Raw genomic sequence first — 14,884 nt, forward strand, 5'->3', positions numbered from 1 at the left:
AGGGAGGGGGATTCCCAAGGGGGAGGGAACGGACCCCTTGGGCCCGGATCCCAACTCTACCCATCAGACGCAAACACCTCTGCATCTGGCCTCAGGAGGGCGTTCCCCCGTCCTGAGAACCGCCCCCCTTAATTTACCTCTTGGGGCTGCGCCCCAAACCCCGGCTGAGCTTCAGCATGAGGGCGCTCAATCCGGCCCTGAGCAATTCAATGACGCCTCCTCAGAGAGCGAAATTCCCAAAACAGGGAGGGGGATTCCCAAGGGGGAGGGAACGGACCCCTTGGGGCAAGAGTCTGACTTAACCCGCTCAATAAGAAAGGAAGCGCGATGACGCTGCTGACGTTTAAGCCCCGCGCGGCAAAACCTCCGCTCGACGACGCCCATGAATTCCGGCCAGTGCTGGCCGAAATTGAATCGCAACCCGTCAGCCCGCTCGGGCGCAGCATGTTCTGGATTGTCGTCGCCATCCTCGTCAGCGCAATCGCCTGGCTGTGCATAGGCAAAACAGACGTCGTGATTTCCGTACGCGGACGGCTCGCCCCGCAAGGCGACGTCAAAACCGTACAGGCGCTGGAAACCGGCGTCGTACGCGAGATTCTGGCGCGCGAAGGACAGCGCGTTAAAAAGGGAGACCCGCTCATGCTGCTGGATCCCGCCACGACCGACCCAGCGCTGGATGCGGCGCAAGCCAATCTGGCGCAATTATCGCAGGAAATGGCGCGACTTCAGGCCAGCGCCAGCGGCGGCGCGTTTGCCGGCGGAGGCGAACAAAAGGCGCTGTATCAGGCGGCGATGAGCGCACAGGCGCAGCGCCGGGACGCCCAGCAGGCCGAAATCCGCCGGCTGGAGTCGAGCATTGAAAGCAATCGCGTCGAACAGGCCCAGACCCGCACCACGCTGCAAGCCTATCAAACCCGCGAACAACGCATGGCGCAAGTGCTGGACATCATCCCGAAAGACGAATACGTACGCGTACAGGACGAAATCGCGCAGTTACAAAGCAAAATCCAGACGCTGGGACACGATCAGGACGGCCTGCGCGAGCAGAAACGCCAAATTGAAAGCCAGATTCAGCTTGGCGTCGAGCAGTTTCGCACGCAGACCCTCAGCGAGCTGGAAGACAAGCGCAAGCAAGCCAACGAGCTGATGGCGCGCATGAAAGAAACCGCCTTCCGCCGCGAACGCCAGACCATTACAGCGCCTGCCGACGGAGTGATCGAGCGCGTGACGATTCATACCCTTGGCGCAGTAGTCACGCCCGCAGAACCACTGATGACGCTGGTCCCGGACAATGCGCCGCTCATGGCCCAAGCCTCGGCGGAAAATCGCGATGTCGGCTTTATTCGCCCCGGCATGCCGGTTTCGCTGAAAATCGACGCCTTCGACTTCCAGAAGTACGGCATGATTGACGGGCGCGTCACGCGTATCGCCGAAGACAGTCAGCCCGTGGGCGCTGCCGCCATCGCCGCGCAAGCGCCGGGCAAATCCGCGCCGGAAACCGGCGAGGCAGTCTACCGCATCGAGATCACCCCGCTGAAGCGCGCCTTACGCGTCGACGGCCAGCCCGCGCCGCTCAGCGCCGGCATGACGTTCACCGGCGAAATCAAGACCGGCGAGCGCCGTCTCATCGAGTTTTTCATCTACCCGCTCATTAAGCACTTTAACGAGGGCGTCAGCGTGCGCTAAGCGATCACGCGGCATTGCGTCCCCCTCGCGCCTATGCTACGCTTGTCCGCGTGAGTCCATCGGAAAAGTAACCCGCTTCCTTCAGCATTCTGCGAGTTTTTCAAATGCAGATTTCATCCTCAAAACCGTCCACAGGACGTTTTTCGGGTTATCACGCGCTCTCCCCGGGCGTAGGTTTACCGAAGAGTGATTCTGACTATATCTTACGGTGCTTAATACCGCCTGATCGAGCCGAAAGTATTGCCAGCAGCCCCTATTTCGTTGTCATTCCCGATTGGCTGGATGGTTGTTTTGAGCGTCTGAAGTCCCTGGAACGTGGCATCGCACAACGGAAGGTTACAACCTCCGACGAGGTGATTAACCGGGTGGCGCAAGCCTTTACCAGTTTGCCAGGAACGCTGGACGAGCCAAACGGCATTCCTGAACACCTGGAAGCCGCTTTTAGTATTGCATGTCAAACTTTCGACCGTTTTCTGACTCGCTCAAATCGCCGCATTAAAAGCTAATGAGAGCGCGACGCGCCTGTCCGTAAGCCGGAGTTAACGAATTTAACGAACCTTCAGCACGCGATCGATTGAGGAGAACAGGGCAATTAATTCAAAGGGCTTGGGGAGGTAGAGATCAGCCCCGGCGCTGAGCGCGCGCTCGCGATCGTGGATGGTGGACATAAAGATCACCGTCGCGTAAGGATATTGCGCCTTGATGGCCTCGCATAGCTCCCAGCCGCTTTCTTCGTCGTTGAGCAGGGCGTCCATCAGCACCAGTTGCGCGGGAACGGCTGCCATTGCCTCCAGCGCCTCCTTGGGCGTGCCGACGGCCTCGACCTCGTAATGCTGCATTTCAAGCGTGGTTTTGAGCAAAAAGGCCAGCGCCGCATCGCTTTCCACCACCAGAATATGCGGGGTGGCGGGCTGCTCCTCGACGGTTTTAGCGCCCGTGAGCTTGAATTTATCGCTCACCCAGGTATTGCCCGAACTCATGCGGGCCAGCGCCTTCATATCCATCCCGGCGGTGAAGGCGGCTTTATACGACTCGTATTGCGCGGTTTCGCTGTTCACCACGCCGATGCTTACCGTCAGCAGCGGCACGCGGCGGCTGACCCGGCCTTCATCGACAGCGACGACATAACCGCGCTTACGATCTTTATCGGAATAGAAATTCGGCGACACCTCGGCAAACTGCTTGCACACCAGCCGCGACAGCTTTTCGGCGCGATCGGGCGAGGTAATGACAATAAACGTATCGGTTTCTGCCGAATGGCCAATTAAATCCGGCGCCATGACCAGATTCGCCAGCATGACGGCAAACGTCCGCAGGGCCTGATTCCCGGCCAGATAGCCGTAAATTTCGTTATAGACGTCGAAATTATCCAGCTCAATTAACAGCACGGCCCAGGCCATTTCCGGGTACAGGCGCTGCAGATTAATCTTGCGCTGGATGACTTTCGAGGCCAGATCGAGACCCGGCAGCAGGGTAATATTATTCGACAGCGTGTCGATATTGCGCCGCAACTGGACCAGCACGCGCACGCGCAGCTCTTCGGGGCTTAAATGGCTGGAGAGCGTGTCGTCGGCGCCGTCCAGCAGGTACTGGATGCGTTTATCCTCTTTGGGCGAATCGGTCTGGACGACGACCACCGGCTTGGACTCGCCCACATCGGTAAACGCCCGCTCACGAATCTGGCGACAGAAGGTGTTGACGTCTTCTCCGGCGGCTTCCAGACTGTCGGCAAACAGCAGGATGAGATCCGGCAGCACGGCGTCGATGAGCTGGCGGGCTTCTTCGAGTTTTTCCAGATGCAGGCACTCGACCAGCGATTCGCCGGCGAGTTTTTCCATCAGGGCCGAAGCCCAGCCCGGATCCTTGCCGATAATCAGGACGACTTGCAGGCTCATGGGCTAGTCCGCCCCGGCGTCGTGCGCGCCCATCGACTGGTGATAGGCCGCCTGCCGCTCGGGCGTGGCCGCCAGAAAGCGCAGCGAAAAGGTCGTCTCCTCATCCGGGACGCTTTCGACCTGAATGCGTCCTCCCATCGACGTGACCATGGTTTTGGTGATATACAGGCCCAGCCCCGTGCCTTCGCGCTGGCGGGTCAGCGGGTTATCGACGCGCGAAAACTTGGTAAAAATCTTGGCGAGCGACTCGGCGGGAATCCCCATGCCCTGGTTAATAATGCGAATGAGAATCGCGTCGTCGTCGGCCGGGTCGCACAGGCCTTTCACCCGCACGTCGCTCTCGGGAAAGGAATATTTGAGGGCGTTATCAATTAAATTCGTCAGCACCTGCTCCAGCTTATCGGTGTCGGCCCAGACGTCCGGCAGCGAGGGGGCGATGTCGACATGGACCTTGCGATTTTCGTAGACTTTATCCTGATTGGCCTTGGCAAGAATATTCTGGATCACTTTTTCGACCATTTTTTCAAGCGGGATAGCGCGATAGGCCAGCTCAACCTTGCCCGATCCCAGCTTGGAAGCGGTCAGGAGGTTTTCAACCATCCGCGTGAGGCGGTCCGCCTGATCCTTAATGATGGTCACAAAGCGCGTTTGCTGGTCTGGGGGCAGTTTCTGGCCATAACGCAGCAGCGTGTCGGCAAACCCCTTGATACTGGTGAGCGGCGTGCGGAACTCATGGCTGACGACGCTGACAAAATCGCTGTGAGCCTGGCTAATGGCCTGTTCTTCGGAATACGGATCGACCAGCGAGAGCGTCAAGACATCGGTGAGCGGACTTGGTTTGATTTTGACGCGAAACTCCTCGTTGCGCGCCGTGTGCAGAAAGCCGTCCAGCACAGGATTAATCAGGCTGAGGTCTTTTTCGGAGGCGGCCTTGGAAAAGGCGAGAATATCGCGCAGGGTCAGCGCGTCGCCTTTGGCGGGAATCGCCGCGCTGTCCGGGTAGCCGAGAAAGGCGAGCAAGGCCGGGTTCACGTAAAACACCCGCCCCGATTCGGTTTCCGCGATAACCGCGCCGGAGGTCAGCTTTTCCAGCAATTCATGCGCAAGCAGGGAGTCGGAAGCGCTCATAAGGCCTTTCTCGTCAGCAACCTGCCCGTATTATACCGGAGCGCGGCCAAAGCGGGATCCCCTGCGCGGGCGAGGCGCGGGTTCTCAGGTCCGCGCGCAAGCGGCGCTGCCGGGGTGACTTCGGTCGCTTATACGATGGCGGGCGGCGTCGCGGCAGACTATGATTTTCCTCATAAGAAGACAATGCCTGCACGAAAGGGGTTGACGATGACGCTGAAGGTAAAGTTCATCCTGTTCGGCGCGCTACTGGTCACGCTGATGGGCCTGACGCAATGGCTAAACGCGCAGAATAACGCCATTATTGACCACCAGCGCACCGCAGTAGACGTCATTCAGCGTCATATGGACGCCGACATGAAGCACGACGGCATTCGCGGCAATGTCTTTAGCGCGCTGGTCGCCGCCAAAACCGGCAATCGGCAGTTGTTGAAGGACTCGCAGGACGAAGTCGCCGCCATGGCCGAAGAATTTCGCCAGGATGTGCAGAATAACCAGAAAGCCGACATCCCGCCGGAAATTCGCGCCCAGTTTGATAAAATTCAGCAGTCGGTCGCCCAGTACAGCGATTTCAGCCTGGAGATGACGCGCAAGGCCTCGAATTTCAACGCGGCGATTGCGATGCTACCGCAGTTTGAGACCGTATTCGGCGTTCTGGAAGAAGATCAGGCCAAGTGCTCGGAAATGATTCTGGCCTGGTCAAACGATCTGGCGGCACAATCGAACGGAATTCACGGCTGGCTGCAAAGCGCCATGATCCTCCTGCTGCTTGCCGCCATTGGCCTGCCCCTGTTCGCCATTTTCGGTATCTTTAACCCTCTGTCATCGCTCATGAACGCCATGACGCTGCTGTCTCAAGGCGATACGGAGGCGGCAATCCCCGACGCGAGGCGCAAGGACGAGATCGGCCTGATGGCCCAGACGCTCAACGTCTTCAAGCAGAATGCCGTCGAAAGACTCCGGCTGGCCGCCGCTCAGCGCCAAAGCGAACGCGAGCAGATGGAAGCCGAAGCCCGCGCTGAACGCGAGCGATTAGAAGCCGATGAGCGGCAAGCGCGCCAGCGTCAAGAGTCCCAGCGCCATGCGGAAGAGGAAAAGCAGCGGACGCGAGAAGATCTCGCCCATCGTTTTGAGCAGCGCATGCAAGGGCTCATCAGCGGCGTTTCGAGTTCTGCCACGGCCTTGTCGCGCGTGTGCGAGTCGCTGACGGATTCCATTGAGAGCAGCCGTCACAAAGCCAGCCAAGTCGCGCATTCCGCTGACGAAACCACGGGCAACGTACAGAACGTCGCCTCCGCCGTGGATGAAATGTCGGCAACCGTTCAGGAAATCGCGGCGCAAATGGGGAATTCTGCCCGCGCAGTGCATTTTGCCGTTGAAAAAGTCGAAAAAGCGGACGAAACGGCTGCGCTGCTAGATTCAGCGACTGTTCAGATCGGCAAAATCGTCTTTACCATTAACGAAATCGCCGCTCAAATTAACCTGCTGGCGCTGAACGCCACGATTGAATCCGCCAGCGCCGGCGAGGCAGGACGCGGATTCGCCGTCGTCGCCAATGAAATCAAGACGCTGGCCGGTCAGACGCGTCAGGCGACCGCCGAAATCGCGCAGAACATCACCAACATCGAAAACGCTTCGCAGCAAGTGATTGACGTTCTCAGTGATATCAAAACCTCGATTCAGAGCGTCAACGAGACCTCCACGACAGTCTCCGGCGCCGTAGAAGAGCAGGGGTCCACCACGCGCGAAATCGCCCATAACATGAGCAACGCCGCCCGCGGGGTGACGCATATTAACGAAGGCCTCAGCGAAATCAGCGGCCTGTCGACGACAGCCGCCGCCGCCGCGCGGCAAACGCTGGAAGAGACCCGCTCGCTCTCCAGCGAGGCCGAACGCCTGAGCGCAGAGGTCAGCGCCTTCGTCAAAGAAGTGCGCGGCGAAGAAGCAGGCTCAAAGAATCCCGCCGATCGCCTTATGCTGGCTACCGTCTAGCGACATCAGCGCCAAAAAACTCAGGCGTAGCTAACCTCTAAGTTTGAATACGACGTCACGAAGACTTTGGTTCCGGTTTTCTTATTTTCGTAGGTTACGTTATCCCGAGAACCCGAACGGCCTTTCGATTTCGGTTCGGATGTTCGAACCCAATCGCTTTCAGCGCCTTCCAAGACGAGCTTGTTGGCGCCGGCCCCGTCGCCAATGATCACCTCATTGTGATCGCCTGCGGCCACGCGATAGGTATCATTGCCTTCTCCGCCATGGGCGGTGATCTTGTTATTCGACCCTCCAAGCGACAGGTCATCGGCGCCCTTATGCGTGGAGACGTTGATCGTGTTGCGGTCCCCAGCGGCGCGGAATGTCGTGTCGCCGGAGAATCCCTGCAAAAGGAACTCGCTGTTTTTCGTGGTCGAGGCCATTTCCACGTTGTGGCGCACGCCTTCCAGACGCAACTCCTTAATCCCGTTGACCCCGTCGATCGTGGCGTCGGTTTGCCCCCCTTTGGTCGTCACGAAGTCTTCGGCAAAATCGCCCACTAAATTGACGCGATTATGACCGCCGCCCAGATGGATCGCCGTGGCATTGCCCTGTCCTTTCGCCGTCAGCGTATTATCGCCGTCCTGCGCCAGAATCTGCGTATTATTGCGAATGCCGTCGACCGTCGCCTGATTATTACCCGCGCCGAGATCCACGCCAGTCGCGTTGCGAGAGCCGTTGATCGTCACCGTATCGGCTTGCGTGGATAGACGCACGGCTCGCCGCTCGCCCTCGCCGCTAATCGCCAATGTTTGCGGGGACGTCGCGAAAGCCCCGCTGGAATACTGGTCCTTCAGGAAATCTTCTGAGAGCATATTCTGCCGCGCGGCATAATCTGCGTCCTGATCGGGAGACGGCCCAAAGACAGCCCCCTGCCCCGACGACTGGCCCAAAAGCGGACGCTGCCCGTGGACGCGGTCATATGCGATGGAACCGCGACCGTAGAGATTGGGATCATAAGCCGCCTTTTCAGGCGGAGAAGACGAAGCCGGGGTAGATGAAGCAGGAGTAGACGGCGTCGCCGTCTTAGACTCCGGCGGCTTTTCTTCAGAAGACTCTTTTTTCATCCGCAACAGGCATTCGGCGACGAGAAAGCCCTCCAGCATCTCGTTAAACGGGTCGCGCCCCTGAGGGAAAGCCTCCCAGCCAAAGCCCGGGCCCAGAGAATTGATCGGCGGCGGCGGCGCCATAAACGGGAAAGCGGGGTTCACGCCCCAGCCCGCCTGCGGCGGCCACGCCATCGGCGCCGGATTCCACGACATCGGAGGATTCCACAATTGAATCGGCTGCGTCATCGGCTTCTCTCTCTCTCTCTAAATCTCTAGCGCTCTCTCGGACGCGCGCGACGGCGACATCAGGGTCGCTCATGCGTGACAAACTCGCTAACAAAAAATCGCTCTACCAATAATAAAAACAACGTTAAAACCGGAATTGCCCAACGCGTGAATACCCGCAGATCCGCACCGGCGAGCGCAGCCCGAGACGCATCGAGACCTTGGGCAGCCGGGGCGATTTTTGTCACGCGGCGCTGTATGACAGCCCCCGTTTGTGCTACCCTGAGCCGCAGTCTGTGATGCCAGAAGAGAGGAGCCCGGCCCATGTCCACATCCCGATTCCTGTTTACTTCAGAATCCGTCAGTGAAGGCCACCCGGACAAGGTGTGCGACCAGATTAGCGACGCCATCCTTGACGCCTTCCTCTCGCAAGACCCTAACGCCCGCGTGGCGTGTGAAACCACTGCCACTACCGGCATGGTGCTCATTTGTGGCGAAATTACGTCATCCGCCTACGTTGATATCCCAGGCGTGGCCCGCAAAATGATTGAGCAAATCGGCTATGTCGGCCCGCACGGCGGCGGATTCGACGCCAAAACCTGCGCCGTGCTGACCAGCATTGACGAGCAATCCCCCGACATCGCCGGCGGCGTCAATGACGCCCACGAAACGCGCGGCCAGCAAGGCGATGACCTCGACAAAACCGGCGCTGGCGATCAGGGCATTATGTTCGGCTACGCCTGCGACGAGACGCCCGACTTCATGCCCATGCCCATCGACGTGGCCCACGGTCTGGTTCGCAAGCTCGCCGACGTGCGCAAAAGCGGACAGATGGGCTACCTGCGCCCCGACAGCAAGTCGCAGGTGACCATCGAATACGTTGACGGTCGCCCTTACCGCGTTGACACCATCGTCATCAGCGCCCAGCACGACCCCGAAATTGATGGCGAAACGGATAACGCCAAAATTCAGGCCCGCATCGCCGCCGACGTGCGCCGTTACGTCATCGACCCGGTTTTCGCGCCACTGTCCGTCAAGCCGGATGCGCAGACCAAGTATTTCATCAATCCCAGCGGGCGTTTTGTCGTTGGCGGGCCGCAAGGCGACGCCGGGCTGACAGGCCGCAAGATTATCGTTGACACGTATGGCGGGTATTCGCGCCATGGCGGCGGGGCCTTTAGCGGCAAGGATCCCACCAAGGTCGATCGCTCGGCGGCATACGCGGCGCGGCATGTGGCCAAAAATATCGTCGCAGCCGGTCTGGCCAGCAAGTGCGAATTGCAGGTGAGTTACGCCATTGGCGTGGCGCGCCCGGTCTCGGTGAACGTCAACACCTTCGGGACAGGCGTCGTCAGCGACGATGATCTCGCCGCCATCGTGATGACGCGCTTTGACCTTCGCCCTGAGGCCATTATCCGCCAATTCGACCTGCGCGGTCTGCCGGGCAAGCGCGGCGGGGCGTTCTACCAGCATCTGGCCGCTTACGGGCACATGGGTCGCACGGATCTCCAGGACGTGCCGTGGGAACGGCTCGATCACGTGGCGGCGCTCAAGGAGGCCGCCTCCGGAAAAAAGTCTGAGACCGGTCGCCAGCCTGCCGCCAGCGGCGTTTCGTAGCGGGCGTCCGTTTCCTCTCTTAAATTAAAAGAATCTCTCTCTTCTTTATATAGAGGAATTCGCGCATGCTGAATGCCGCTGCCGCCTGGATTGCGATTGGCGTCGGAATTATCTGGGGCGCGCTGCTGGGGCTGGGCTTTGAGCGCGACGCCTGGCTGGGCGGCTACGGCTCGTGGCGACGGCGCCTGCTGCGACTGGGGCATATCGCGTGTTTTGGCGTGGCGTTTTTGAATCTGGCCTTTGTGGCCTCGCGCGGCGCCCTGTCGCCGCAGTCGCCGGTCGGCCTGATGAGCGCGCTCATGCTGAGCGGACTCATCGCCATGCCGGCCGTCTGTCTGGCAAGCGCGTTTTACCCTCGGCTGAAGCCGCTGTTTGCGCTGCCTGTGGTCGCGCTGGCGCTGGGCGCCGGACTGACGGCATGGGGCCTGCTGCGCTGATGCGGATTCTGTTTGTCGCGATCAGCAACATCACCGTATGCGATACGACGTTGCTGGATCTAGGCCTGACGCTGCCCGGATTCGTCAAGCGCAGCAAGGCGATCGCTTCGTTACCGAATCTGGGCCTGCTGACGCTGGCCGGGCAAACGCCGCCGCCGCATGAGACGCTGTATCGAGAAGTCGCCAGCGCCGCCGATTTCGAGCAGTTACCGCGCGACGGCGTGGACTTAGTCGCCATCGCCAGCTTTACGGCGCTGATTCACCAAGCGTACGCCCTCAGCGAGAAATTCCGCGAAAAGGGCGTCAAAACCGTTCTGGGCGGGCTCCATGCGACGATGGAGCCTGAAGAGGCGCTTCAACACGCCGACGCCGTGGTCGCAGGAGAGGGCGAGAGCGTTTGGCCGCAGATTCTCGACGATCTGGCCGCCGGACGTCTGGGAGGCTTGTATGACGCGCGCTCGCAGGAATTCGATCTGCGCGAGGCCCCTGCGCCCGCGTTTTCGCTGCTGGAGCAGGGCCGCTACAACCGCCTCACCGTGCAAGTCAGCCGTGGATGCCCGCTGAAATGCGAGTTCTGCGCCAGTTCGATTCTGCTCACGCGCAAATACAAGTACAAGCCCATTCACAAGGTACTTGCCGAGCTGGATGCCCTGTGCGCCTTGTTTGGCCGCCCCTTCATCGAGTTTGTGGACGACAACGCCTTTCGCGACAAGGCGTACTGGCGCGAGCTGATGCCAGCGCTCAAGGCGCGGCGCCTGCGATGGTTCGCCGAAACCGACGCCTCCGTCGCGCAAGACGGCGATTTCCTGCGTCAGATGCGCGACAGCGGCTGTTATCAGGTCTTAATCGGCTTGGAGAGCCCGGACGAGGCGGCGCGCGATCGGCTGGAACTCACCAGCAACTGGAAGCGTCGCCCCGGCGCGGATGATATCACCGCCATCGCAGCGATTCAGGGCGCGGGCGTGCGGGTGATCGGCTGCTTTATCGTTGGACTGGACGGCCATCGCCCGGATATTTTTGGCGAGATTGAAGCGTTTTCGGAGGCGTCCGGGTTATTTGACGTTCAAGTGACGCTTCCCACAGCCTTTCCCGGAACGCCGTTCGCCCAGCGTCTGGAGGCTGAAGGCCGTTTGCTGGCCCCGCGCGACTGGCGCACGCGCACGCTGTTCGATGTCAACTTTACCCCGCGCGGTATGAGCGTCGCCGCGCTGACTTCAGGCTTTCGCGATCTGGTCGGGTCGCTCTACAGCGAGCCCGCCAGCCGCCGGCGCAGCCGCGCTTTTCATCGCATGGCGCAGGCGGGCGCAGCGAGAGAAGCCGCCAAGCGTTAAGCCCTCGCCTTTTAAGCAGATTTTCCGCAAATTTTGCGCGCGACGCTCGTTAATACAAGCGTTGTTTCTCCGCACGCGAGCATTCCCCATGACCTTTCCTGCGTTTTCCATAGGCGCCGCCGCAAGGCGGCCTCTGCTGCTGCTGACGCGCGCAAATGCGCCTCGCTTCGCCGCCGCCGCCGGTCAAGATCCGCCCGCGCCGCCGTCCCAGCCCGCCCGCCCGCGGTTATCCGATCAACCGAAGATCGTGGCCAGACACGAGCTCGGGCATCTCATTAGCTTCATTGCGAACGGCGACAAAAAATTGGCAATCTCGCTCAAATCAGACGAAGTTTTAAAAGGATCCGTCACTCCTGAAAAACGCCCCCTGACGGCGAGAAATTATTGGAACCATGTGGTTTCCTGCATTGCAGGCTTAATATTCACTTGCAACAATCGACTTTATGAATGTCTGAAAGATAAAAATGAGAGCGCCCCCCTCCTATGCACCGCCGGGAACGATATCCGTTTAATGCGGAAATTTCTAGAAAAAGGCTGCAAGGCAGGGCTTTTTACGTTGACAGACATAGACCTGTCGCCTTTGCCGCTTGAGCGGTATATCGATATTGTTAAAGGGTCTCTATCAGGCAAAGAAGATATCGCCTTTATCAATCGCTACGTAGAAGATTTGACGGCCACCGTGAAGCATCCGATCATCCAGATGGCGGCGAAAACGGCGGGGGATCTGTTTAACGCAATTCCACCCGAAACGCTCGAAGCGATGACGGCCGAATGCGTCGCCAAACGCCGGATTTCCCAGGATGAGATGCCCGCCTTTATTGAGCGCCATCTGCCGCTTCGCCTGCGCGCCAAGCTCAAGCTGATCATGCGCCGCTCGGAAACCGAAGCCTTACGACAGCTGGCGCCCCCGTCGGCGTCGATCCCGCCGAAAAATCTATAATTTTCAAAATTCTCAAAACCCTCTCATAGAAGGCAGAAACGCCGTTCTAAAAAAATTTTTTCAAGCCTGGCGTGGGTTCCTGAAAATCGTAAATATTGATCTCTATTCAAGATATACGAAATATGCCATTATTAAAGATGTCAGCCATTCTACGCGTTTAAAGCCAGTTTGAGGGGTTGCGGACCGGCAGGAAACGCGAGGGGCTTTCTTACCTGCCGATTCAGGGGTCTGAATCGGGGGAGTCGTCGCGCGCTCGAAAGGAGATTCGCTGCTATGACGCGTTGTTTGCACTGTCAAAGTCGTTTCTGCCGCACGCTGGAGCGTCGTTGGACGCTCATTCCCAGTGATGGATCCGGCGGCGGAGGCGTTGCGCTCTTGCTGAAGCGCCGATGCAACCGGTGCCGGGCGATTCGCTTCGAGGCGATCGCAGCGCCCAGCTTCGACGCGCGCCCAAGCAGCGCAGCCGACTGGCAAGACGCGCTCAAACGACTGCCATCCAGCGCGCCAGCGGTCGTCTACGGCCGACTGAGCGTGATGATCAGCGATTATTCCAAACGCGTCGCCCGACCCAGCGACGTCGCGATTGGCTATCTACGGCGCATCGCCGTCGCGCAACACGTATCCGCGAGCGCCGGAAAGGGAATCGTTTCATGAAAGGCTCTTCAAAATCAGGCCGAAAACACGCCTCGCGTCCGGGGCCGTTTCAACCGTCAATTATCGAGATGATGCCGCGCACGCTGGCCTACCTCAGCCAGTGCCTCGACAACACGGAAGACTCGAAATCGCAACAATGGGCAGCCACCTGGGTCTTACGCCTCTGTCCGAAGGAGACCGCGCCCGAGGCGACAACGCCAGAGCCGCACGACAACCCGGACGAGGCCCCGCTGTCCATCGAAGCCCTCGCCGCGATGAGCGATGACGAGGTCATGTCACGGCTGATGGCCCTGCTGAACGACGATGCGCCGCCCGCAAGCGAGGCGCGCCATGACGCCTGAGGCCTTCGACGCCAGTCTGCGCGTGATTCGAATCGTCTCACGCGAGCACTTTGAGCGCTACGCCAGCGCCTTGCGCTCGCTGCTGCGCGCGTGTCAGGGCGCCTTGCTGGATGACGCCGACTGGCAGGCGGGCATCGGCGTCGACGACTGGCTGGAGAATCTGGCCGACAGTGCGCCGTGGCTGTGGCTGGGCGTGGACGCGCATGGGGTCGTCTACACGGGCGCATCGCTCACCGATATCGCCCCCGGCCGCAGCGCAACCCTGCACGGAATCAGCCGCCCGACGGTGAGGCGTCGGGCCATTATCGGCGAAACCGCGCTGGCGGCAATGGAATGCGCCTACTTTGAACTCGATCTGCCCGTCGTTCGCGCCGAGTGCCGCGCCGACAATACGGGAGCCAAGGGCTTTTGCTGGCGATGCGGCTTTCATGGCGAGGGACGCGCGCCCAACGCCGTCACCGTGAATGGTCGGGCGGTCGATCTGTTGTTCTACGCCCTGAGTCGGGGCGATTACGTCACCCATACCAGGAGGATCCTTACCTATGGCATTCGGCAAGAAAAAAAGCGGGCTTAAAGCGCCACGCTTGCGGCCCCCCGCAATGACGCAAATTGAAACCCGCACGCCGCTGGGCGATGCGTTTATCACCCGCAACGAAAACGGCGCTCTGATTAACGAATCGCGCCTGTCGCCGCAAAGCGCGCAGATTGTCGCCGACGCCCGCGACGAACTCGGCGCGCTGACCCGTTCGCTGGGACGGACCGACAGCCAGCGCGCAGGAGAGATCGATCGCGCGCAACGCGAGCTGTACAAGCTGGAAGCGTCCGGCATCGAGAGCGACGCAGGGCTGGCGGCAGAAAAACTGCGTTCGCAATTGTCGCGACGCTTTGGCGGCAGCCTCAACGCCTCATTCGGCGGCGATCTGCTCGCGCGTATGGACAGCGGGCGGCTGAACGCGCTGGCGGACGCCCGACAGCGCGCGGGCGCCGCAGCGCAGGAGATGACCGCGCAAGACGAAGCCAGTCGCCTGCGCCGGGCCAACACGTTGATGAGCCTCCTGAGTCAGTATCAGGGCCAGGCCCAGAGCGCAGCCGAAAGCGGCAGCTCACTGCTGACGGGCGAACTGCGCCTGCAGGCGGCCAATCGTATGCGTCTGCTCGAAAATTATCAAAGCAATCTGGACGAAGCCCGCAAGCGCCGTCAGGAGACGCTCAGCAAGATTCTGTCGGTCGGAGGCGCGACCGTCGGCGGCGCTCTGGGCGCGATGGTCGGCAATCCGGTGCTGGGGGCTTCCCTTGGCGGGGCCGCCGGACGTGGAGCGGCGGGATTGTTTTCGTAGAAGGGGGACGCAATAGCGCACCGCGCGCCTGCGAATACTGCCTTCAGGCGCGGTTTTCCGGCTCCCGCCGCTGGATAGGCGCAAGGCGGGAGCCTCTCTTTCTCTCTTTCTCTTTTTAAAATCTCTCTTTTTAAAATTTATATTTTTAAAATTTCTCTCTTTTTAAGATTTCTCGAATTTTTTCGGATTTTCTCAGAGTTACCCTCTTACAAGTAC

14 protein-coding genes are annotated in these 14,884 nt (G+C 59.9%); 11 read left to right on the top strand and 3 right to left on the bottom strand.

All coding sequences use genetic code 11. From position 1 onward, the window contains the following. The first annotated feature begins 327 nt into the window (after positions 1–327). Together IPK79_12490 and IPK79_12495 are read left to right on the top strand one after the other, a co-directional pair. Positions 328–1,686 (top strand): HlyD family type I secretion periplasmic adaptor subunit, encoded by a 1,359-nt coding sequence (locus IPK79_12490; protein ID MBK8191254.1) that lies wholly within the window; start codon positions 328–330, stop codon positions 1,684–1,686. Positions 1,687–1,790: 104 nt separating this feature from the next. Further along, positions 1,791–2,192, top strand: a complete 402-nt coding sequence (locus tag IPK79_12495) for a hypothetical protein (GenBank protein MBK8191255.1) — start codon at positions 1,791–1,793, stop codon at positions 2,190–2,192. Between the two features lie 42 nt (positions 2,193–2,234). Here IPK79_12495 and IPK79_12500 read toward each other — a convergent pair whose 3' ends face one another. Together IPK79_12500 and IPK79_12505 are read right to left on the bottom strand one after the other, a co-directional pair. Beyond that, the gene (locus tag IPK79_12500; GenBank protein MBK8191256.1) at positions 2,235–3,581 is read right to left on the bottom strand and encodes a response regulator; all 1,347 of its coding nucleotides are present in this window, start codon (positions 3,579–3,581) and stop codon (positions 2,235–2,237) included. A 3-nt stretch (positions 3,582–3,584) separates the two neighbouring features. Continuing rightward, positions 3,585–4,709, bottom strand: a complete 1,125-nt coding sequence (locus IPK79_12505; protein MBK8191257.1) for a hypothetical protein — start codon at positions 4,707–4,709, stop codon at positions 3,585–3,587. A gap of 183 nt (positions 4,710–4,892) precedes the next feature. On the opposite strand from IPK79_12505, the gene IPK79_12510 reads away from it, so the two are divergent. Then, positions 4,893–6,698, top strand: a complete 1,806-nt coding sequence (locus IPK79_12510; GenBank protein ID MBK8191258.1) for a HAMP domain-containing protein — start codon at positions 4,893–4,895, stop codon at positions 6,696–6,698. A 20-nt stretch (positions 6,699–6,718) separates the two neighbouring features. On the opposite strand, the gene IPK79_12515 is transcribed toward IPK79_12510, so the two are convergent. After that, complete coding sequence (locus IPK79_12515; protein MBK8191259.1) at positions 6,719–8,032, bottom strand: hypothetical protein; 1,314 nt, start codon at positions 8,030–8,032, stop codon at positions 6,719–6,721. 303 nt (positions 8,033–8,335) lie between these two features. Here IPK79_12515 and IPK79_12520 point away from each other — a divergent pair, with 303 nt between their 5' ends. The 8 genes from IPK79_12520 to IPK79_12555 all read left to right on the top strand — a co-directional run bounded on the left by IPK79_12520 (position 8,336) and on the right by IPK79_12555 (position 14,668). Beyond that, the gene (locus tag IPK79_12520) at positions 8,336–9,628 is read left to right on the top strand and encodes a methionine adenosyltransferase (GenBank protein ID MBK8191260.1); all 1,293 of its coding nucleotides are present in this window, start codon (positions 8,336–8,338) and stop codon (positions 9,626–9,628) included. Between the two features lie 65 nt (positions 9,629–9,693). Next, a complete protein-coding gene (locus IPK79_12525) occupies positions 9,694–10,065 on the top strand; it encodes a hypothetical protein (protein ID MBK8191261.1) in 372 nt (123 codons plus the stop codon). Continuing rightward, positions 10,065–11,396 carry a radical SAM protein gene (locus IPK79_12530; protein MBK8191262.1) on the top strand — a complete coding sequence of 444 codons (1,332 nt, stop codon included), beginning with the start codon at positions 10,065–10,067 and terminating at the stop codon, positions 11,394–11,396. Before IPK79_12525 ends, IPK79_12530 begins: the two co-directional genes overlap by 1 nt. Positions 11,397–11,484: 88 nt before the next feature. Beyond that, a complete protein-coding gene (locus IPK79_12535) occupies positions 11,485–12,336 on the top strand; it encodes a hypothetical protein (protein ID MBK8191263.1) in 852 nt (283 codons plus the stop codon). Positions 12,337–12,609: 273 nt separating this feature from the next. Next, positions 12,610–12,990, top strand: coding sequence for a hypothetical protein (locus IPK79_12540; protein ID MBK8191264.1), 381 nt, complete (start codon positions 12,610–12,612; stop codon positions 12,988–12,990). After that, the gene (locus IPK79_12545; GenBank protein ID MBK8191265.1) at positions 12,987–13,331 is read left to right on the top strand and encodes a hypothetical protein; all 345 of its coding nucleotides are present in this window, start codon (positions 12,987–12,989) and stop codon (positions 13,329–13,331) included. Before IPK79_12540 ends, IPK79_12545 begins: the two co-directional genes overlap by 4 nt. After that, positions 13,321–13,905, top strand: coding sequence for a GNAT family N-acetyltransferase (locus IPK79_12550; protein MBK8191266.1), 585 nt, complete (start codon positions 13,321–13,323; stop codon positions 13,903–13,905). The genes IPK79_12545 and IPK79_12550 overlap by 11 nt, the downstream gene beginning before the upstream one ends. Next, on the top strand, positions 13,874–14,668 hold the full coding sequence (locus IPK79_12555; protein MBK8191267.1) for a hypothetical protein: 795 nt from the start codon (positions 13,874–13,876) through the stop codon (positions 14,666–14,668). The genes IPK79_12550 and IPK79_12555 overlap by 32 nt, the downstream gene beginning before the upstream one ends. Positions 14,669–14,884: the final 216 nt, after the last annotated feature.

The sequence above is a fragment of the Vampirovibrionales bacterium genome (assembly GCA_016712355.1).
In the GTDB taxonomy this organism is placed as follows: Bacteria; Cyanobacteriota; Vampirovibrionia; order Vampirovibrionales; family Vampirovibrionaceae; genus JADJRF01.

Excerpts from the sequence above, each read along its gene's own strand:
- IPK79_12490 (MBK8191254.1), top strand. The coding sequence starts at position 328 with ATGACGCTGCTGACGTTTAAGCCCCGCGCGGCAAAACCTCCGCTCGAC.
- IPK79_12495 (MBK8191255.1), top strand. The coding sequence starts at position 1,791 with ATGCAGATTTCATCCTCAAAACCGTCCACAGGACGTTTTTCGGGTTAT.
- IPK79_12500 (MBK8191256.1), bottom strand. The coding sequence starts at position 3,581 with ATGAGCCTGCAAGTCGTCCTGATTATCGGCAAGGATCCGGGCTGGGCT.
- IPK79_12505 (MBK8191257.1), bottom strand. The coding sequence starts at position 4,709 with ATGAGCGCTTCCGACTCCCTGCTTGCGCATGAATTGCTGGAAAAGCTG.
- IPK79_12510 (MBK8191258.1), top strand. The coding sequence starts at position 4,893 with ATGCCTGCACGAAAGGGGTTGACGATGACGCTGAAGGTAAAGTTCATC.
- IPK79_12515 (MBK8191259.1), bottom strand. The coding sequence starts at position 8,032 with ATGACGCAGCCGATTCAATTGTGGAATCCTCCGATGTCGTGGAATCCG.
- IPK79_12520 (MBK8191260.1), top strand. The coding sequence starts at position 8,336 with ATGTCCACATCCCGATTCCTGTTTACTTCAGAATCCGTCAGTGAAGGC.
- IPK79_12525 (MBK8191261.1), top strand. The coding sequence starts at position 9,694 with ATGCTGAATGCCGCTGCCGCCTGGATTGCGATTGGCGTCGGAATTATC.
- IPK79_12530 (MBK8191262.1), top strand. The coding sequence starts at position 10,065 with ATGCGGATTCTGTTTGTCGCGATCAGCAACATCACCGTATGCGATACG.
- IPK79_12535 (MBK8191263.1), top strand. The coding sequence starts at position 11,485 with ATGACCTTTCCTGCGTTTTCCATAGGCGCCGCCGCAAGGCGGCCTCTG.
- IPK79_12540 (MBK8191264.1), top strand. The coding sequence starts at position 12,610 with ATGACGCGTTGTTTGCACTGTCAAAGTCGTTTCTGCCGCACGCTGGAG.
- IPK79_12545 (MBK8191265.1), top strand. The coding sequence starts at position 12,987 with ATGAAAGGCTCTTCAAAATCAGGCCGAAAACACGCCTCGCGTCCGGGG.
- IPK79_12550 (MBK8191266.1), top strand. The coding sequence starts at position 13,321 with ATGACGCCTGAGGCCTTCGACGCCAGTCTGCGCGTGATTCGAATCGTC.
- IPK79_12555 (MBK8191267.1), top strand. The coding sequence starts at position 13,874 with ATGGCATTCGGCAAGAAAAAAAGCGGGCTTAAAGCGCCACGCTTGCGG.